Source organism: Gilliamella sp. CG22 (assembly GCF_046635725.1).
GTDB classification, from domain to species: domain Bacteria; phylum Pseudomonadota; class Gammaproteobacteria; order Enterobacterales; family Orbaceae; genus Gilliamella; species Gilliamella apicola_I.
In genome coordinates this window covers 145,796-166,756 of sequence record NZ_JBIDFK010000006.1, presented here as the reverse complement: position 1 = coordinate 166,756, position 20,961 = coordinate 145,796, and the positions used below count along the sequence as shown (strand labels likewise).

Genomic DNA, 20,961 nt, shown 5'->3' with positions numbered 1-20,961 from the left:
CCTACTCCTTAGTTAATCTTGTTTAATTGAATAATTTCATTAATTGCTTCTTGATTATTTGGCGATGCTGTTATTTTAGCTGCATCGCTAATTGTCAACCATTGATAGGCTAAATGTTCAGTAAGCGTTGGTGTTATTTCATTTTCGAGCGGTAAATAAAACCAATGTTCTTTATTTATTTCAACTTCAGGTGCATATCGATGCCTAAATTGTGGAAAAATCTTGAATTCAACCGTATGGTTAATATCGATTAAATTAAGATTTTTACCCAAAATATCAATGCCTGTTTCTTCAAAAACCTCACGAATGGCAGTTTCAACCGGCAATTCGTTATCTTCCATGCTACCTGTTACTGACTGCCAAAAATTGGGATCATCTTTGCGTTGTAGCATAAGACAACGCAAAGTTTTTTGACAGTAAATAACAACTAAAACAGATTCAGGGTTTTTGAACTTTTGCATTAAGACATCACTATTTTTTGCTAACTTCAATACCAAGCTCAGCTAATGCATTAGGATTTGCCGGGCTTGGTGCATCTGTCATTAAACAAGTTGCCGCTGTTGTTTTCGGAAATGCGATAACATCCCTGATATTATCGGTACCTGTTAATAGCATACTTAATCTATCTAAACCAAATGCAAGTCCTGCATGTGGCGGTGTACCATATTTTAGCGCATCAAGCAAAAAGCCAAATTTTTCGCGTTGATCGTGTTCATTTATACCTAAAATAGAAAACACAGCTTGTTGCATTTCACTACGGTGAATACGTACTGACCCTCCACCTACTTCATATCCATTGATAACCATGTCATAAGCGTTAGCTATCGCGTTTTCAGGATTTTGTTTAAGCTGTTCTGGCGTCAAGTCTTTTGGTGATGTAAATGGATGGTGCATCGCACTAAGACCTTCTTCCGTTTCTTCAAACATTGGGAAATCCACTACCCAAAGCACAGCCCACCTATTTTCATCAGTCAGATTTAAATCTTTACCTACTTTTAATCGTAGTGCACCTAATGCATCACTGACAACTTTATAACTATCTGCCCCAAATAATAAAATATCACCATCTTTGGCATTAGCACGATTCAACAGTGCTTCCATTTGCGTTTCATTAAAGAATTTAGCAACCGGACTTTGTACCCCTTCAAGACCTTTATTACGGTCGTTGACTTTAATCCATGCCATACCTTTAGCGCCATAGACCGAAATAAATTGTGTGTAATCATCTAACTGTTTACGGGTTAACTGGGCTCCGTTTGGCACGCAAAGTAGTGCAACTCGACCTTTTGGATCATTGGCTGGGGTTGAGAATACGTTAAAATTGACATCTTTTACTAAATCGGCAACATCTATGATTTCTAACGGATTTCGTAAATCAGGTTTATCGCTACCATAACGGCGCATCGCTTCGGCAAAGGTCATGATAGGGAATTGACCTAAATCCACATTTTTAACATGTAACCAAAGTTCACGGATCATTTGCTCCATAACTTCACGGACTTGCTCTGCGGTCATAAACGAAGTTTCAACATCAATTTGAGTAAATTCTGGTTGGCGATCTGCACGTAAATCTTCATCACGAAAACATTTTACAATTTGATAATAGCGGTCAAAGCCAGACATCATTAATAGTTGTTTAAATAATTGCGGTGATTGTGGCAGTGCATAAAACTCACCATTGTGAATTCGACTTGGTACAAGGTAATCACGCGCACCTTCTGGCGTTGCTTTGGTTAACATAGGGGTTTCAATATCAAGAAAACCATGCTCATTCATAAAGTTACGTACAAATGCAGTAATTTGAGCACGAGTTTTGAAGATGTTTGTCATTTCAGGACGACGTAAATCAATATAGCGATATTTTAAACGCTGTTCTTCACTGTTGTTTTGGTTAAAATCAAGTGGCAGCACATCACTGCGATTGAAAATTGTTAGCTCAGTGGCTAAGATTTCAACTTCACCCGTAGCCATGTCTTTATTTGCTTGTCCTTCTGGTCTTGCTCTTACTTTTCCTTTAATTTGAATGCAAAATTCATTACGAAGTTCACTGGCAAGTTGATAAGCTTGTTGATATTCAGGATCAAAAAATACTTGTACAATCCCTTCGCGATCACGCATATCAATAAATATCATACCGCCAAAATCTCGACGCTTATTGACCCAACCGCATAATGTGACTTCTTGATTAATATGAGATGCTGTTAAATGACCGCAATAAATTGAACGCATAAAATATCCTGTTTAAATACCAATCTTATAAAAAAATATGAGGTATTATAAATCAAATAGTGTCCTTATAAAGGCATTTGTTGAGATTTATTCTTTAATTATTTTTGCGTCATTGAAATATATTGTTTGGTTATGTGTATTTAATGGTAGATGCGTGTTGACGCAAGTAATCTGGGTTATGTATATTAGCTGTGCAAAATAATAATTATTATGATAATAGCTGTCATGGATAGTTTTATTGACCGGAAATTTATGTAAAGAGGCGTGAAAGGATGGAAATTTTAAAAGACTATAGAGTGCACTTGCTTGCGCTGATAGTTGTTTTAGTATGTGAGTTTGTTGGTAGGCAGTCTATCTGGATTATCATGTTGTATCCTATGCTATTTGCCATGATTATTGGTGGTCTTATCAGTCTTCCTAAATTAAAAATCTTAAAACATAAAAATATGCTTCATGCTAGTTCGGTGATGATTGTGACGTTAATGTTACTGATTGCCAAATTAGGCGTTGCGGTAGGACCTAAAATTGATATGATTTTGCATGATGCCAAGTTGGCTTTGATTTTACAAGAATTAGGGCATTTTGCGGGTACTATTTTACTCGGTTTACCGTTGGCAATGATGTTAGGTATGAAGCGTGAAGCGGTCGGGGCAACCTATTCTGTTGCACGTGAACCCAATATTGCCATTGTGGCAGATAAATATGGATTGGATTCGCCCGAAGGTCGTGGTGTCATGGCAATGTATGTTTGTGGTACGCTCTATGGGGCGATTTGGATGAGTATCCTTGCTAGTGTAATGGCAAAATTAGACGTTCTTCATCCATATGCATTAGCCATGGGGGCAGGGGTTGGTAGTGGTAGTATGATGGCGGCATCACTTGCGCCGATAAGTGACCTTTATCCGAATATGGCGAGTGACATCAAAGCTTATGCAACAACGGCTAATTTAATGTCTAGTATAGTTGGTATTTATATTTATACATTATTCTCACTACCGTTTGCTTCTTTTCTCTATAATGTTTTTGCTCGTTTCCAAAGCAGTAAAAGGAGCTCACTATCATGAAGATTTTCGAAACGGTTTTTTTATTGATTTTAGTCGCAATTATCATGGCTGCTGGCAATACAGTCGGTTATCATGTTGATTTTATGCTGTCATTACAAGCTTTAGCTGTGCTTGTCGCAATATCGGTTGTTGGTTTTTTTATAAGCAAAGTGCCATTATTCAATAAACTTCCTGTTATTTTGTGGGTGTCAGTTGTGGCGGCTGTGGCTTCTTCACCGATATTTCCATTTCATGAGCAAGTTGTTGCGATAACTGAACATGTCTCTTTACTTGCTGTTTGTACACCAGTGCTTGCTTACGCTGGATTAGCCATTGGTAAAGATCTTGCTTTATTCAAAAGTATCTCATGGCGAATTATCCCCGTTTCATTAGCGGTGTTTTCCGGTACTTTCCTTTTTGCCGCCATCATTGCCCAAATTACCTTAAAGTGGGAAGGTGTGATTTAATATTAGGTAGGATTTAATGTATGACAAAAGAAGAACTAAAACGACAAGTTTGCAGTGCCATTGCTAATCGTAAAGCAGATATAAAAGCGATTGCTGAGGCAATTTGGGCTGAACCTGAACTGGGCTATAAAGAACACAAAACCGCAAAAAAAGTTGAAGAAGCTTTTGAAAAACTTGGTGTACCCTATAAAAATAAATTGGCGTTAACAGGGGTCAAAGGGCGCTTAAAAGGTGGAAAAGGAAGCCATTGCAGTGTCGCAATTATTGGTGAGCTTGATGCCATTATCTGTGCTGACCATCCTGCAGCCGATGAAACCTCTGGCGCTGCCCATTGCTGTGGTCATAATGCTCAAATAGCGAATATGATGGCTGTCACCATGGGATTAATCGATTCTGGAGCGATGCAATTTTTAGCCGGTGATGTCGTTCCTTTTGCAGTACCGGCCGAAGAATACGTTGAAATTACTTATCGTAATCGTCTGATTGAAGAAGGTAAAATTAAGTATATTGGCGGTAAACCCGAACTTATTTCACGGGGTGAATTTGATGATGTGGATATGGCACTTCAAATTCATTTAACCAGCGTACCAAACGATCGCCAAGACGGATTTATTGAGATTTCAACCACAAGTAATGGATTTATCGGTAAATTAATCAAGTATAAAGGTGAAGCTGCACATGCGGCGGCGGCTCCTCATGCTGGTGTTAATGCGTTAAATGCAGCAATGATGGGGATGATGGGCGTTCATGCCATACGTGAAACGTTTCAGGAAAAAAATTATATTCGTTTTCATCCAATCATTACCCAAGGCGGTGATTTGGTAAATGTTGTACCAAGTGATGTCAGAATGGAAAGCTATGTTCGAGCGGGTAATGTCCCGGCAATGATTGATGCTAATGAAAGAATTAATCAGGCATTAAAAGCTGGGGCAATGGCTGTAGGGGCAACTTGTGAAATTAAAGATTTACCGGGTTATCTCCCATTGCAAAATAATCCAACCTTAAATGCTTTTTTGAAGTCAAATGCTGAAGCGTTAATTGGCGAGGAACATGTGTCGGTTGCACCGCATATGACCGGTAGCACAGATACGGGCGATTTATCGCATATCATGCCTGTTAGTCATCCGTGGATAGGATCCGTTAGAGGTGTGTTACATGGCAAAGATTATACGGTATTTGATGAAGAGATGGCTTATATTCGTCCAGCCCAGATGATGGCATGTACCATTATCGATTTGCTGTATGATGACGCAAAACCAGCTCAAACATTATTATCAAACTATAAACCATTGATGACCAAAGACGAGTATTTAAGCTTCTTAGCGAGTTTTGATAAATAATGTTTATGACTTGGCACAATGCTGTGCCAAGTTTCTGCTATAATAGATTCTTTATGATTAATCACGATGATGATTCCCTATGCTAGCACTAACCGATCAAGAATTACTTCGTTATGACAGGCAAATTTCCTTACTAGGTTTTGATATCGATAAACAGCAAATGTTAAAAAATAGTGCGGTATTGATCATCGGGCTAGGCGGTTTAGGGTGCGCAGCTTCGCTTTATTTGAGTCGTGCAGGTATAGGTAAATTGACGCTAGTTGATTTTGATACCGTATCAGAATCCAATTTAAATCGTCAAATTTTATATACTAATCAAGCGATTAACCAACTGAAAGTAGATGTGGCGAAACAAACATTAATTAAAATGAATTCTGATATTGAAATCGAGACTATTAATCAGAAACTTGATGATGTTTCGTTAACTTCTCTTATAAAACAACATAATCTTGTCATTGATTGTACCGATAATTTATCCTCCAGAGAGCAGATTAACCGCTGCTGTTTCCAAGTAAAAATACCGTTAGTGTCTGGTGCTGCAATTCGAATGGAAGGCATATTAACGACTTTTACTTATCAAGCAAATGAGCCTTGTTATCACTGTTTAAGTCGATTGTTTGGGCAGGATCAACTGACATGTGTTGAAGCGGGTGTAATGGCGCCTTTAGTAGGTATGTTTGGTTCCATGCAGGCATTAGAGGCAATTAAAGTTTTGACTGATTATGGTCAACCTTTGGTTGGTCGTGTACTGATGATTGATGCAAAAAGTATGCATTTTAATCACGTATCTTTGTCGAAACAGCCAGATTGTCAGGTTTGTGGAAACAGTCATAAAATATAGGTAACACAATGAACATCGATCGTATTATTTTAGCGCCAATGGAAGGGGTACTTGATTATCATGTCCGTCAAATTTTGACTGAAATAAACGCATTGGATTATTGTGTGACCGAGTTTGTGCGCATTACCCATCATAAATTATCCAATCGAACTTTTTATCGACTTTGTCCCGAGCTGCATCATGGCGGCATAACGGCATCCGGTACTCCAGTTCGTGTGCAGATTCTTGGACAATCACCCGAGTGGATGGCAGAAAATGCCGTTAAAGCAATTGAATTAGGCTCGCATGGGGTAGATATTAATTTTGGCTGTCCTGCTAAAACCGTCGTTGGTAGTCATGGTGGCGCATATCTATTGCAATATCCAGATCAAATCTTCAATATTGTTAAGCAAGTCAGACAAGCAATAGGAACATCCGAAATATTATCCGTTAAGATTCGTTTAGGTTGGGCAGATAAATCTTATTGTTATGAAATTGCTGACGCCATTGCACTTGCTGGTGCAAATGAGTTGGTTATTCATGGTCGAACAAAAGCGGATGGTTATCAAGCCGATAAAATTGATTGGCAAACAATTGGAAATATAAAGCAACGAGTCTATATTCCGATCATAGCCAATGGCGAGATTTTTTCTATACAACATGCGCAAGATTGTGTAAGGCAAAGCCAAACAAGCGATATTATGCTAGGACGCGGAATATTAACGATACCAAATTTAGCGAATATAATACGTTTTAATGAAGCGCCTTTAAGCTGGCAAAACGTATTAAATCTATTAATGCGTTACGCAACCACAACGATAGAAGATGTAAAACCGTTATATCACTCAGCTCGCATTAAACAGTGGCTTGCTTATTTTCGGCAATACTATGCACCTGCATCAGACTTACTTAGTCAGATTAGGACACTAAAAACCCAAAAAGAGATTTCAGAACATTTAAAGCGAATCACAGATCAATCACAGCATTTTTGACGGTGAAGTTGTTCCATTGGTCATTGATATTGCTTACGATGACCTACTTGGTCATCACGTTTGTTAAAGTATAATTAGAATTAAATCAATATACTTTTTGCCTAATTGAATTCTTTATAAATATTTAATTGTTATATAAATTAGATTCACGAATTCATTTTTCATCGTTATCTTCCAGAAATTGTGTAAAAATCAAACTTAAATATTTAGTCCTGATATTATAGCTATAATAAGTGATATAACAACGATTTATCTAGAATAAAAAACGGATTATCTTAATTGTGAGTATATAATTTATTATGTAATTTTGTTATAGTGTATAAGTTGTAAATTGTAAAATAGTATAGAGAGGACTGAATGATTATCGGTAAGCAACAATCGGATACAACGTTGGAATGGTTTTTGTCTCATTGCCATATTCATAAATATCCAGCTAAAAGTACCCTGATTCACCAAGGAGAAAAAGCCGAAACTCTCTATTACATCGTTAAAGGTTCTGTTGCTGTTTTAATCAAGGATGATGAAGGCAATGAAATGATTTTGTCTTACTTAAATCAAGGTCAGTTTTTGGGCGAATTAGGACTTTTTGAAGAAGGCACAGAACGAAGTGCTTGGGTTAAAGCGAAAACAAGTTGCGAAGTGGCTGAAATATCGTACAAAAAATTTAAACAACTTGTACAAGTTAATCCTGATATTTTGATGCGATTGGCAAGCCAAATGGCAAGTCGTTTACAAGTGACTTCAGAAAAAGTCAGTAATTTAGCTTTTCTTGATGTTGCCGGTCGTATTGCACAAACTTTGTTAAATTTAGCAAAACAGCCCGATGCGATGACGCATCCGGATGGCATGCAAATCAAAATTACTCGTCAAGAAATAGGTCAGATAGTTGGTTGTTCACGAGAAACAGTAGGGCGAATTTTAAAAATGCTTGAAGATCAGCATCTCATCTCTGCACACGGTAAAACGATTGTCGTTTATGGTACACGATAATTGAAAAATATTACGAAATTTAGTCATAACATGATTGATATAACGCGAGATATTACATGACACAAGAAAGATGTATTCCAAGTCATGTGGCTATAATTATGGATGGAAATGGTCGCTGGGCAAAAAAACAAAATCAATTACGAGCATTTGGTCATCGTGCCGGTTTGAAAGCTGTGCGTAAAATTGTGAGTTATGCTGCTACCATTGGTATCAAAGTACTAACTTTATATGCGTTTAGTAGTGAAAATTGGAAACGCTCATCCAATGAAGTGTCATCTTTACTTTCGCTATTTATTTATGCATTAAACCGAGAAACAAAAAGTTTACATAAAAATAATATTCGTTTGAATATCATTGGGGATATTTCGCGTTTTAATGAGCAACTTCAAACTATGATAGTTAATGCAGAGGCATTAACTAAAAATAATTCGGGACTGGTGTTAAATATTGCCGCTAACTATGGCGGACGCTGGGATATATTACAATCAGCCCGCAATATAGCAATACAAGTAAAACATGGTGAGTTGATGATAGATGATATTACTGAGGAACGTTTAGGGTTAGAAATGTCAATGGGTGATTTTCCAGATGTTGATTTAGTTATTCGTACTGGTGGTGAATACAGAATAAGTAATTTTTTATTATGGCAAATTGCTTATGCTGAACTTTATTTTACTGATACCTTATGGCCAGATTTCGATCAGGCTTTATTTGATCAAGCAATCAGTGATTTTAATACCCGGGATCGTCGTTTTGGCGGTATTCTAGTGGAGGAGCAATCATGTTAATTCACCGTATTTTAGCTGCTATTATTCTAATACCTATTGTTATACTAACGCTTTTTTTCGCGCCATTATCACTCTTCACTTATATTATGATTTTTATTTGTGGTCTTGCAGCGTTTGAGTGGTCGCAGTTTTTAGCAATAACCCAAAAACCGCAAAGAGTTATATTTGCTTTAGTCGTTATTATTTTATTAAGTTTACTCTGTCTATTACCCATTCCGGTTGTGGTAAAATTGAAGTTATATTCAGGGTTATTGTTACTTTCGTTATGTTGGTGGTTGGTTGCACTATTTTTAGTTCTTACCTATCCAAATACGACTAAATATTGGTGTGGTTCTATCACTGCTAAATTAATATTTGCTTTTTTTACTCTCGTTCCTTTTTTTATCGGGATGATCGAACTTAGAATGATTAATTATAGTGCGAATACTTATACCGGCGCTTATTGTCTGTTATATGTCTTTATTTTAGTCTGGGCAACAGATACTGGCGCTTATTTTGTTGGGCGCAGTATGGGGAAACGTAAATTAGCACCAAAAGTTTCACCCGGTAAAACTTTAGAGGGATTTATTGGCGGTGTGATTGTTGCCGTTGTTATTAGTTTTATTGCCTACTTTACCGGATTTATTTCAATTAATTTGACCAGTTTTATTATGAGTTCTTTATTCGCTATTTTTGCATCAGCATTAGGTGATTTAACTGAAAGCATGTTCAAACGTGAAGCAGGCATCAAAGATAGTGGAAATTTAATCCCTGGACATGGCGGTATTTTAGATCGTATTGATAGTTTGACTGCTGCAGTGCCGATTTTTGCAGCATTATCTTTCAATTTATTTTAAATAAGGTAATTAACTTTGCTTTGGTCTCTGTTGTTATTTATCATTACCATTAGTATATTAGTTACAGTACACGAATTTGGGCATTTTTTCGTGGCAAGGCTATGTGGCGTTCGGGTTGAGTGTTTTTCCATAGGATTTGGGAAAAAAATATGGTCACATAAGTTTTCAGGTGGAACAGAATTTGTCATTGCTATGATTCCACTAGGTGGTTATGTTAGAATGCTGGACGGAAATGCGAAAAACTTATCAACCGACGAAGAAAAACTGGTTTTTGATAAAAAAAAGATATGGCAACGAGCAGCAATTATATTTGCAGGTCCATTTGCTAACTTTATTTTAGCTTTCATTCTTTATTGGATAATTTTTATGCTTGGTGTTGTTACCTATCCGGTTAAAATAGGCAGTACAATACCCAATACACCTGTTGCTACTGTGAATATCCCTTCAGGGGCAGAGTTAAAAAAGATTAATAATGTACAGATCGAAAGTTGGAATGATGTAAATTTTGCATTAATGTCTATTTTAGGACAAGATGATGTGACAATTACCTATTTGATTAATGCTGGTAATAATCTTCAAAAAGAAGTTAGTCAACGTGTTGATATTCGTCATTGGCATTTTGATATTGAAAAAGAATCAGCAATAAAGACCTTTGGGTTGGTACCTAAAACATTGGAAATTTATCCAATTGTGAGTAAAATTATACCAAATTCAGCTGCCGAAAAAGCGGGTTTACAAATTGGTGATAAGATTCTAAGTTATGATGAACACCCTTATGTAGATTGGAATGATTTTTCAGCTATAATAAAGAAAGGTAATCAAATAAGATTAAAAATTGAGCGTGAAAATAAAAATCTTTACCTTGATTTAACGCCGTCAATACAGGCAAATGGTGAAGGTATTGCGGGGCTATATCTTACCTCGGAAGCAGTCATTAAGCAGTATGGATGTTTAGAAGGGTTTGGCAAAGGATTAGAACAAACAGTGTTAACTACTCAGTTAACAATTCGTTCTTTTTATCAGTTAGTAACAGGTGTTATTGGACTTAATCATTTATCAGGACCAATAACAATAGCAAAAAGCGCAGGGCAAACAGCAAGTTATGGTTTCACACCTTACTTATATTTTCTGGCATTTATTAGTATAAGTTTGGGGGTAATCAATCTTGTTCCATTACCAATGCTAGATGGTGGGCACCTAATTTTTTTATTATTTGAAAAAATAAAAGGTAAAAGCTTATCAATTAAAGCAAAAGAACGTTTTTATCGTTTCGGATTTGCTTTTTTACTGGTAATAATGGGGATTGCACTATTTAATGATGTTTTACGATTGTGATGGAATGAGGTTATAAACATTTACAATGAAAAAAATAAATAAATTACTTATAGCATCTTTGCTGTTTAGCACAACAGCAGTATATAGTTCCAATGCATTTTGTGTTGATGATTTTGTAGTAAAAGAAATCAAATTTGAAGGATTACAACGGGTAACTCAAGGGGCAGCATTGCTTGATATGCCAATCCAAGTTGGTGATTATGTCAGTGAGTCTGATTTGGGGCATATTGTTAAATCACTTTACTCGAGTGGAAACTTCGATAATATTACTATTTCTAGAGATGGTAATAGCCTAATCATTCATGTTGAAGAGCGTCCAACCATTGCGAGTATTACTTTTTCAGGTAATAAATCAATTAAAGATGATATGCTGAAAAAGAATTTAGATAGCTCAGGTATTCGGGAAGGCGACGCACTTGATAGAACCATGCTTTCTGCCATGGAAAAAGGGCTAGAAGATTTTTATTATAGCGTCGGTAAATATAATGCTCGAATTAAAGCTGTTGTCACACCATTATCTCGTAACCGCGTTGATTTAAAGCTAGTTGTAGCGGAAGGTAAATCAGCGTTAATCGATCAAATCAACATTGTTGGGGCTAAGGCATTTTCGTCCGAAGAGCTAATTTCACGCTTTTCACTGCGTGATGAAGTGCCGTGGTGGAACATGCTTGGCGATCGTAAATATCAAAAACAAAAATTAGCTTCTGATTTAGATGAATTACAAAGCTTCTACTTAAATCGAGGTTATGCACGTTTTAATATTGAATCCACGCAAGTCAGTTTAACGCCAGATAAGAAAGGTATTTATGTCACTATCAATATTCATGAAGGTGAACAATATAAATTATCTGATTTTGACTTCAAAGGGGATTTTGCCGGACATAAGGATGCGATTACTAAAATAGCAAAAGAGCGTGTTTCAACAGGTGATTTGTATAATGGTAAAAAAATTACTGATATTGAAGATAATGTAAAACAGCTACTTGCAAATTTTGGTTATGCTTATCCAAAAGTCAGTATTCAACCTGAAATGGATGATTCAACGCATACCGTAAAATTAATTATGTTTGTTGATGTAGGGCCGCGTTATTATGTTCGTAATATCAACATTGAAGGTAATACCATAACAAGTGAAGGTGTTATCCGTCGTGAACTTCGTCAAATGGAAGGTTCTTGGCTGAGTAATGGACTTGTAGAATTAGGTAAAGATCGCTTAAGTCGTCTAGGATTTTTTGAATCAGTAGATGTTGAAACTGAGCGTGTTCCGGGGGCCGAAGATCAAGTTGATATTACTTACAAAGTCGCGGAGCGTAACACAGGTAGCATCAAACTTGGTGTCGGTATTGGTTCTGATAGTGGTATTAGTTTTAATGCTGGTATTTCGCAAGATAACTGGTTAGGTACGGGTAATAGTGTTTCATTCGATGTAAATACGACAAATACCGATAAAACTGCATCGATATCAGTTGTAAACCCTTACTTTACTATTGATGGGGTGAGCTTAGGTGGAAGCATTTATTACAATACTTATAAAGCAGATGATGATGATGATGAATCTGTTTATTCAAGTAAGTTGTGGGGTGCATCAGCTAATTTAGGTTTCCCAATTAGTGAAAATAATTTTATCCGTTTTGGTAGCGAGTATGCTAATCGGAAATTATCCGATATGAAACCACAATATGGTATGTGGCGTTACTTCCATTCAATGGGTGAAAACACTAAAAATAAACACTCCATGACCTATGATACTAATGATTTATTATTAAATGCGAATTGGACATATAATTCATTAAATCGTGGTTATTTCCCGACAGAAGGTTTAAAAGTATCGGCTAACGCAAAAATTACGGCTCCAATATTTGATAACCGCTTCTATAAAGTGGTTGCAGATGCATCTTATTATTATCCTCTTGATAACGATCATAATTGGGTATTCTTAACGCGTGGTCGATTAGGTTATGGAAATGGTTTTGGTGGAAAACAGCTACCATTTTATGAAAACTTTTATGCAGGTGGTTCGACCGTGCTTCGAGGATTTAAATCCAATACTGTTGGGCCTAAAGCAGTCTATTTTAATAGAGCAAACTGTAGTAATTTAAATAATACTTCAGGATGTGTAGAGTCTAAGGATGCGGTAGGTGGTAATGCATTAGCATTTGCAAGTGCTGAATTAATTGTTCCAACGCCTTTTATTAGTGAAAAGTATTCCGATAGTATTCGAACATCATTCTTTGTTGATGCAGGTACGGTTTGGGATACCGAATGGAACTTAAAAGGTAATCATTTGCATGATTACAGTTCTCCTTCAAATATACGAGTTTCGCTAGGTGTTGCAGTACAGTGGATGTCACCACTTGGACCATTAGTATTTTCTTACGCAATACCGCTTAAGAAATATGACGGCGATTCGTCTCAACAATTCCAGTTTAACATAGGTTCAACATGGTAAAACCATGTTGTAATTAAATGAAATACACATAGGTGAAAAAAGTGAAAAAAATTATATCTATTATTAGTCTTAGTGCAGCGCTTCTCTATACAGGTATAGCTAATGCAGAAATAAAAATTGGTGTTATAGATGTGATGTCTGTATTACAACAAATGCCTCAACGGGAAGCCGTTGGTAAAGCATTAGATAAGGAATTTGAATCACAAATCAAATCGTTACAAGATCAAGAAGAAAAAGCGAAGAATGCAAGCGCTCGTTTGAAAAAAGATGGTCCAACACTATCTGCATCGGAAAAAAGCAAATTGAATAAAACAATTGCTGATTTTGAAAGTAAAGCAAAAGATTTTTCAATAAAATATCGTAAACGTGAAAATGAAGAAGCAGAAAAATTATTGAAACAAATTCAAAGTGCAGTTAAAGAGATTGTTGCTACTGAAAAATATGATCTTATTTTGAAAGCCGAAGCAGCACTTTCTGCCTCTGATGCCGTTGATATCACTGAAAAAGTATTGGAAAAGGTCAAAAAATAATGTTGGCTTGTCGTTTAGAGCAACTAGCAAACTATCTTGACGCACAATTACACGGTAATGCAGATATACTCATTACCGGTATAGCTTCAATGAAAAGCGCTGTATCTGGGCAAATCACTTTTTTGGCGGATCAAAAATTGCAAAGCAAATTAGCAGAATGTAAAGCTTCTGCTATTGTGATGACTGAAGATAGCCTTAAGTATTGGCACGGTGCTGCATTGATTGTTAAAAATCCTTATCTTGCCTATGCAAAATTAGCACAATATCTTGATACAACCCCCGATCCTGCCAAAGATATCGCGCCTTCTGCTGTGATCGACCCTACCGCTCAATTAGGCGCTAATGTTTCGGTCGGTGCTAATGCCGTTATCGAAAGCGGTGTACATTTAGGGGATGGCTGCATTATCGGAGCGGGTTGTTTTGTAGGAAAAAATACGACTATTGGTGCCGACACTAAATTGTGGGCTAATGTAACTGTTTATCATAATTGCGTTATTGGTAAAAATTGCCTGATTCAATCTGGAACCGTTATTGGCTCTGATGGATTTGGTTATGCGAACGACAAAGGTAAATGGATTAAAATCCCTCAACTTGGACGTGTTATTATCGGTGATAATGTCGAAATTGGGGCATCAACTACGATAGATCGTGGTGCACTTGATGATACCGTGATTGGTAATGGGGTGATTATTGATAATCAATGCCAAATTGCCCATAATGATATTATAGGTGACCATACTGCCGTTGCTGGTGGTGTAATAATGGCAGGAAGTCTGACTATAGGACGTCATTGTTTAATTGGTGGCGCAAGTGTAATCAATGGACATATGGAAATTTGTGATCAAGTCACTGTGACTGGAATGGGCATGGTTATGCGCCCGATCACTAAGCCAGGCGTTTATTCATCAGGTATTCCATTGCAAGAGAATAAAATATGGCGAAAAACCGCTTCATTAGTTTTACATATTGATGAAATGAATAAACGCTTGAAATCACTTGAGAAGAAACTATTAAATAGCTCGACGTAGCCAGTTTCGGTCGGTATAATGCCAACCTATTTTATAATTTTTTTAAGCCCAAATATCATTGATGATTTATTTATGGGCTGAATATATTCAATAATTCCGAGGTATAAAGATGCAAGTTTCGGTAGAAACAACACAAGGTTTAGGTCGACGTTTGTCAATTACTATTAAAGCTGAAAATATTAAAAAAGCTATTGATAAAGAATTAGTTAATACGGCTAAAAAAGTTCGTATTGATGGTTTCCGTAAAGGAAAAGTGCCTTTAAAACTTGTTGAACAGCGTTACGGTGCTTCAATTTTACAAGAAGCATTAAGTGATTTAATGCAAAAAAGTTTTATTGATGCGATTATTCAAGAAAAATTAAATCCAGCTGGTGCTCCAACTTATACTCCTAAAGAATATAAAAATGGAGAAGATTACACATTTAACGTTGAATTCGAAGTGTATCCTGACGTTAAAGTTAAAGATTTAGATAAAATTGAAGTTGAAAAACCTGTTGCAGAAGTTGTCGATGCAGATGTTGAAACTATGATTGAAACACTACGTAAACAACAAGGTACTTGGAAAGTAACAGAACAAGCTGCAGGCGAACAAAATCGAGTGACTTTAGATTTTGTGGGTAAAGTAGATGGAGAAGAGTTTGAAGGTGGAAAAGCTAATGATTTTGCATTAGTTTTAGGGCAAGGTCGAATGATCCCCGGTTTTGAAGATGCGATTATTGGGCATAAAGCAGGTGATTCGTTTGATATTAATGTAACCTTCCCGGAAGATTATCACGCTGAAAACTTGAAAGGTAAACCAGCTGTATTTGCTGCAACATTGACAAAAGTTGAAGAGCTTGAACTTCCTGAGCTGACTGAAGATGTTATTAAACGTTTTGGTATTGCTGATGGAACAATCGAAAGTTTACGCGCTGAAGTTCGTAAAAATATGACACGTGAACTTAATGCGACAATTCGTAACAAAATCAAATCACAAGTTATCGACGGATTGGTTAAAAATAATGAAATTGACGTTCCAACTGCGTTAATCGATCGTGAAGTTGATGTATTACGTCAACAGGCTTTATCACGTTTTGGTGGCAACATGAAACAACCAATGGAACTACCAAAAGAGTTATTTGAAGCTGAAGCAAAACGACGTGTCAGTATTGGATTATTATTCAGTGAAATCATTGAAAGTAATAAACTCAAAGCTGATGAGGCTCGTGTGCAAACATTGATTGATGAAATAGCAACGGCTTATGAAGATCCTAAAGAAGTGATAGAATATTACCGCAAAGATAAAAAAGCGATGGACAATATCCGTTCTGTAGCGCTAGAAGATCAAGTTGTTGATCTGTTATTAGCTAGTGCAAAAGTAACTGATAAAAATTCTTCATTTTCTGAATTAATGAATCAGCAAATGGCTTAATTAGCAGTTTTATTCAGTTTAAAAAATTACTTTAAAGCCCAAATAAGGATTATCTGTTTGGGCTATTTTGTTTAATTAGGAGATAAAAATGCCGTTAGAACCATTTATGAGTGTTATACCAATGGTGGTTGAGCAAAGTTCTCGTGGAGAGAGGGCTTATGATATATATTCACGTTTATTGAAAGAGCGGATTATATTTTTAACAGGTCAAGTTGAAGATAACATGGCTAATTTAATTATTGCTCAAATGCTATTTTTAGAAGCCGAAAATCCTGAAAAAGATATTCATCTCTATATCAATTCACCTGGTGGTGTAGTAACAGCAGGAATGGCAATCTATGATACGATGCAATTTATCAAACCTGATGTTAGCACTATTTGTTTAGGCCAAGCTTGTTCAATGGGGTCTTTACTTCTAACTGCCGGTACAAAAGGAAAACGTTACTGCTTGCCTAATGCTCGAGTGATGATCCATCAACCATTAGGCGGTTTTCAAGGTCAAGCTTCTGATATACAAATTCATGCTCAAGAAATTTTACAGGTTAAAAGTCGATTAAATAAAATTATGGCGATGCATACAGGTCAAGATATTAGCGTGATTGAAAGAGATACAGATCGTGATAACTTTATGTCTGCTGAAAAAGCGGTTGAATATGGTTTAGTGGATGCCATATACAGTAAACGATCTTAATAACAGACTAGGTAGGTGGTTAAAGTGAATAAAACAAATTCCGAAAAATTACTTTATTGTACTTTTTGTGGTAAGAGTCAGCATGAAGTTCGTAAACTCATTGCAGGGCCATCATCTATTTATATTTGCAACGAATGTATTGGTTTGTGTAATGATATCTTGAAAGAGGAAACTAAAAACTTTCTTTCCCATGAAGAGTTTATCAGTAAACCTTTACCAACCCCTCATGAAATTCGTGCACATCTTGATGAGTACGTTATTGGTCAAGATCGCGCCAAAAAAGTATTATCTGTAGCGGTTTACAATCATTATAAACGGTTACGCAACTATTCTAATCCGAGAGATGTTGAATTAGGTAAAAGTAATATTTTATTAATTGGACCAACAGGTAGTGGAAAGACATTATTAGCTGAAACATTGGCTCGATATCTGGATGTTCCTTTTGCAATGACCGATGCCACAACGCTAACGGAAGCGGGTTATGTGGGCGAAGATGTTGAGAATATTATTCAAAAATTACTACAAAATTGCGATTACGACGTTGAAAAAGCGCAACGTGGTATTATTTATGTAGATGAAATTGATAAAATTTCACGAAAATCAGATAATCCATCAATCACACGGGATGTGTCGGGCGAAGGAGTTCAACAAGCATTGTTAAAAATTATTGAAGGTACGGTTGCATCCGTTCCACCTAAAGGGGGACGTAAACATCCTCAACAAGAATTTTTACAAGTTGATACATCAAAAATCCTATTTATTTGTGGTGGCGCATTTAGTGGCTTGGATAAAGTCATTGAAAATCGTGTTTCAACTAATACAGGAATCGGTTTTGGCGCTGATGTTAAAAGTACCAAGCAAAAAGCTTCTGAATCTGAACTGTTAGCCCAAATCGAAGCTGAAGATTTAGTGAAATTTGGCTTAATTCCAGAATTTATTGGACGGTTACCTGTGATTGGTACACTATCTGAACTGGATAAAGATGCGCTAATCAGTATATTGACTGAACCTAAAAATGCATTAACTAAACAATATCAAGCATTGTTTGATTTAGATGGTGTAGATCTTGAGTTTTCTAAAGAAGCATTAGACGCCATAGCCGTCAAAGCGATGCAACGTAAAACAGGGGCGCGTGGTTTACGCTCGATTGTTGAAAATATTTTATTAGATACGATGTATGATTTACCATCAGAAAAAAATATTAAACAAGTGATTGTTGAACAAGACACGGTTGAAAAATCTCAACCACCTAAGCTAGTGTATCGAGATAACACGAAACTTTTAGCTTAATGATAGAAATAAACTGCCATGAAAGTGGCAGTATACCGATGAAAAAATTGTATAAGTAAAACTAAACATTATGTGTGATTGAATTCGTCAAGGCTTTTAAGGAATAATATGTTTTAAACAATAATAAAATAGGCTTGAATATCTCAAAACAATCCCAATATCTACCTAATAAGTTTGTATTACCAGAGAGAACAATATGAAAACAAAACAAACTAAATCAATGATTATGCCTATTTTACCATTACGTGATGTTGTTGTGTTCCCACACATGGTGATCCCTCTCTTTGTAGGACGAAATAAATCTATACGTTGCCTTGAAAGTGCAATGGAAATGGATAAGCAAGTTTTTCTTGTTACCCAAAAAAATCCATCGCAAGATGATCCAGATATTGAAGATTTATATGAAATTGGCACGATAGCGAATATTCTACAATTACTCCAATTGCCAGATGGCACAGTGAAAGTTTTAGTCGAAGGCGTAGAGCGAGCTAAAATAGTTGATATTGTCGATCAAAATGATGATGACTTTTTAATTGCTAATATTAAACCACTTAGTGAGAAAAAACGTGCTCAAGATCTCAATGAAGCGCTTGTCCGCGTTGTATTATCTAATTTTGAAGAATATTCAAAACTCAACAAAAAAATCACACAAGAAGTGGTTGATTCAATTCGTTTAATAAAAGAACCTTCACAATTATCAGATTCTATTGCGGCAACGCTATTTTTGAAAGTGGATCAGAAACAACAAATTCTAGTCACAGCTGATTTAGAAAAACGTTTCGAATTGCTTATTGCAATGATGGAAGCTGAAATCGATTTGTTGCAAGTTGAAAAAAATATTCGTCAGCGTGTAAAACAACAAATGGAAAAAGCGCAAAAAGAATATTACTTAAATGAACAAATCAAAGCTATTCATAAAGAATTGGGTGATATTGATAATAAACCTGATGAGTTTGAAGAGTTAAAAACCAAAATCACTAAAGCAAAAATGCCAAAAGAAGCCACAGAAAAAGCTATGGCTGAACTTAATAAACTTAAGATGATGCCAGCAATGTCAGCGGAAGCGACCGTGGTACGTGGTTATATTGATTGGATGTTACAAGTTCCTTGGCATAAACGAAGTAAAGTGAAAAAAGATATTGAAGCTGCTCAAAAGATTCTAGATAAGGATCATTATGGACTTGAGAGAGTCAAAGACCGAATTTTAGAGTATTTAGCTGTGCAAGGACGAGTCAATAAAGTAAAAGGCCCTATTTTATGTTTAGTTGGGCCACCAGGTGTTGGTAAAACTTCGCTTGGTCAGTCAATAGCTAAAGCAACAGGGCGAGAGTATGTCCGAATGGCTTTAGGTGGTGTACGTGATGAAGCAGAAATACGTGGACATCGACGTACTTATATCGGTTCTATGCCGGGTAAATTAATTCAACGTATGGTTAAAGTTGGGGTGAAAAATCCATTATTCTTATTAGATGAGATTGATAAAATGGCATCTGATATGCGTGGTGATCCTGCTTCTGCCTTATTAGAAGTTCTTGATCCAGAGCAAAATAATGCATTTAGTGATCACTATTTGGAAGTTGACTATGATTTATCCGATGTGATGTTTGTTGCAACGGCAAATTCAATGAATATTCCTGCTCCATTACTTGATAGAATGGAAGTGATTCGACTTTCTGGTTACACAGAAGACGAAAAATTGAATATTGCTAAACAACATCTAATTGCTAAACAGATTGAAAATAATGGCTTAAAATCAAAAGAAATTGACATTGAAGATTCTGCCATTATCGGTATTATTCGTTATTATACTCGTGAAGCAGGTGTGCGAAGTTTAGAGCGTGAAATAGCCAAAATTTGTCGCAAAGTTGTTAAACAATTAGCGCTAGATAGTAAATTGAAAAAAGTGAAAGTCACTCAAGCTAATTTAGCAGAGTTCTTAGGCGTGCAACGTTTCGATTATGGAAAAACGGATAATGAAAACCGAATAGGACAAGTTATTGGACTTGCCTGGACAGAGGTCGGTGGTGATTTGTTAACTATTGAATCTGTCAGTGTTCCAGGTAAAGGAAAACTTACCTATACTGGATCATTAGGTGATGTTATGCAAGAGTCCATTCAAACTGCATTAACAGTTGTTCGTTCTCGAGCGGAGAAATTGGGTATCAATAGTGATTTTTATGAAAAACGTGATATTCATGTGCACGTGCCAGATGGTGCGACACCAAAAGATGGTCCAAGTGCAGGCATTGCTATGTGTACTTCATTAATATCAACATTAACGGGTAATCCTGTTCGTTCTGATGTTGCAATGACAGGCGAGATCACATTGCGTGGAGAAGTGTTACCAATTGGTGGTTTGAAAGAAAAGCTTCTTGCAGCACATCGTGGTGGCATTAAAACTGTGTTAATTCCAATGGATAATGTCAAAGATCTGGAAGACATCCCAGACAATGTTAAATCTGAAGTTGAAATTATACCTGTAAAATGGATTGATGATGTTATAACCGTAGCACTTCAAAATAACCCATTTGGAATGGAACCTGTTACCAATAAAGTTACTTTAAAACAACCGACTAAAAAGGCGATTAAAAAAGTAAAAGGGAATGTTGAAGTGCCAGCTCGATTAAATTAATTATCTAAATTTCAAAAAGATCAACGCATGTTGATCTTTTTTTTGCTTAACATTCTGACAATAGCCTATTTTAGTAAATATGCTATACTT

General features: G+C 36.2%; 18 protein-coding genes. 16 read left to right on the top strand and 2 right to left on the bottom strand.

Features of this window, described 5'->3' with window-relative positions; translation table 11 throughout:
- Positions 1 to 8: 8 nt before the first annotated feature.
- Together nudB and aspS are read right to left on the bottom strand one after the other, a co-directional pair.
- Positions 9 to 461, bottom strand: a complete 453-nt coding sequence (gene nudB / locus ACGH46_RS07440) for a dihydroneopterin triphosphate diphosphatase (protein ID WP_411605061.1) — start codon at positions 459 to 461, stop codon at positions 9 to 11.
- Between the two features lie 10 nt (positions 462 to 471).
- The gene (gene aspS / locus ACGH46_RS07435) at positions 472 to 2,229 is read right to left on the bottom strand and encodes an aspartate--tRNA ligase (protein ID WP_267352414.1); all 1,758 of its coding nucleotides are present in this window, start codon (positions 2,227 to 2,229) and stop codon (positions 472 to 474) included.
- A gap of 272 nt (positions 2,230 to 2,501) precedes the next feature.
- Between aspS and ACGH46_RS07430 the strand changes: the two genes are divergently transcribed.
- From ACGH46_RS07430 to lon, 16 genes are all read left to right on the top strand, one after another.
- The gene (locus ACGH46_RS07430; RefSeq protein ID WP_411605058.1) at positions 2,502 to 3,293 is read left to right on the top strand and encodes a DUF3100 domain-containing protein; all 792 of its coding nucleotides are present in this window, start codon (positions 2,502 to 2,504) and stop codon (positions 3,291 to 3,293) included.
- Entirely contained in the window at positions 3,290 to 3,739 is a 450-nt protein-coding gene (locus ACGH46_RS07425; RefSeq protein WP_267352412.1) for a hypothetical protein, read from the top strand. Before ACGH46_RS07430 ends, ACGH46_RS07425 begins: the two co-directional genes overlap by 4 nt.
- Positions 3,740 to 3,759: 20 nt before the next feature.
- Positions 3,760 to 5,079, top strand: a complete 1,320-nt coding sequence (locus ACGH46_RS07420) for an amidohydrolase (protein ID WP_411605055.1) — start codon at positions 3,760 to 3,762, stop codon at positions 5,077 to 5,079.
- 79 nt (positions 5,080 to 5,158) lie between these two features.
- Complete coding sequence (locus tag ACGH46_RS07415) at positions 5,159 to 5,920, top strand: molybdopterin-synthase adenylyltransferase MoeB (protein ID WP_411605053.1); 762 nt, start codon at positions 5,159 to 5,161, stop codon at positions 5,918 to 5,920.
- 8 nt (positions 5,921 to 5,928) lie between these two features.
- Positions 5,929 to 6,891, top strand: a complete 963-nt coding sequence (dusC, locus tag ACGH46_RS07410) for a tRNA dihydrouridine(16) synthase DusC (protein ID WP_411605050.1) — start codon at positions 5,929 to 5,931, stop codon at positions 6,889 to 6,891.
- A 357-nt stretch (positions 6,892 to 7,248) separates the two neighbouring features.
- Positions 7,249 to 7,881 (top strand): cAMP-activated global transcriptional regulator CRP, encoded by a 633-nt coding sequence (crp, locus tag ACGH46_RS07405; RefSeq protein ID WP_267352408.1) that lies wholly within the window; start codon positions 7,249 to 7,251, stop codon positions 7,879 to 7,881.
- A gap of 56 nt (positions 7,882 to 7,937) precedes the next feature.
- The gene (locus ACGH46_RS07400; RefSeq protein WP_267352407.1) at positions 7,938 to 8,669 is read left to right on the top strand and encodes an isoprenyl transferase; all 732 of its coding nucleotides are present in this window, start codon (positions 7,938 to 7,940) and stop codon (positions 8,667 to 8,669) included.
- Complete coding sequence (locus tag ACGH46_RS07395) at positions 8,663 to 9,505, top strand: phosphatidate cytidylyltransferase (RefSeq protein WP_411605047.1); 843 nt, start codon at positions 8,663 to 8,665, stop codon at positions 9,503 to 9,505. The genes ACGH46_RS07400 and ACGH46_RS07395 overlap by 7 nt, the downstream gene beginning before the upstream one ends.
- Positions 9,506 to 9,520: 15 nt before the next feature.
- Complete coding sequence (gene rseP / locus ACGH46_RS07390; RefSeq protein ID WP_411605044.1) at positions 9,521 to 10,840, top strand: RIP metalloprotease RseP; 1,320 nt, start codon at positions 9,521 to 9,523, stop codon at positions 10,838 to 10,840.
- 25 nt (positions 10,841 to 10,865) lie between these two features.
- Positions 10,866 to 13,289: an outer membrane protein assembly factor BamA gene (bamA, locus tag ACGH46_RS07385; RefSeq protein WP_267361331.1), complete on the top strand. Its 2,424-nt coding sequence runs from the start codon at positions 10,866 to 10,868 to the stop codon at positions 13,287 to 13,289.
- Positions 13,290 to 13,330: 41 nt separating this feature from the next.
- Positions 13,331 to 13,819, top strand: coding sequence for an OmpH family outer membrane protein (locus ACGH46_RS07380; protein ID WP_267352403.1), 489 nt, complete (start codon positions 13,331 to 13,333; stop codon positions 13,817 to 13,819).
- Positions 13,819 to 14,847 (top strand): UDP-3-O-(3-hydroxymyristoyl)glucosamine N-acyltransferase, encoded by a 1,029-nt coding sequence (lpxD, locus tag ACGH46_RS07375; protein ID WP_267352402.1) that lies wholly within the window; start codon positions 13,819 to 13,821, stop codon positions 14,845 to 14,847. The genes ACGH46_RS07380 and lpxD overlap by 1 nt, the downstream gene beginning before the upstream one ends.
- Before the next feature lie 109 nt (positions 14,848 to 14,956).
- Positions 14,957 to 16,258, top strand: a complete 1,302-nt coding sequence (gene tig, locus ACGH46_RS07370) for a trigger factor (RefSeq protein WP_267352401.1) — start codon at positions 14,957 to 14,959, stop codon at positions 16,256 to 16,258.
- An 88-nt stretch (positions 16,259 to 16,346) separates the two neighbouring features.
- Positions 16,347 to 16,949 (top strand): ATP-dependent Clp endopeptidase proteolytic subunit ClpP, encoded by a 603-nt coding sequence (clpP, locus tag ACGH46_RS07365; RefSeq protein WP_065558960.1) that lies wholly within the window; start codon positions 16,347 to 16,349, stop codon positions 16,947 to 16,949.
- A 24-nt stretch (positions 16,950 to 16,973) separates the two neighbouring features.
- On the top strand, positions 16,974 to 18,239 hold the full coding sequence (gene clpX, locus ACGH46_RS07360; protein ID WP_267361334.1) for an ATP-dependent protease ATP-binding subunit ClpX: 1,266 nt from the start codon (positions 16,974 to 16,976) through the stop codon (positions 18,237 to 18,239).
- Positions 18,240 to 18,435: 196 nt separating this feature from the next.
- Positions 18,436 to 20,871: an endopeptidase La gene (gene lon, locus ACGH46_RS07355; protein WP_267352399.1), complete on the top strand. Its 2,436-nt coding sequence runs from the start codon at positions 18,436 to 18,438 to the stop codon at positions 20,869 to 20,871.
- Positions 20,872 to 20,961 lie beyond the last annotated feature (90 nt).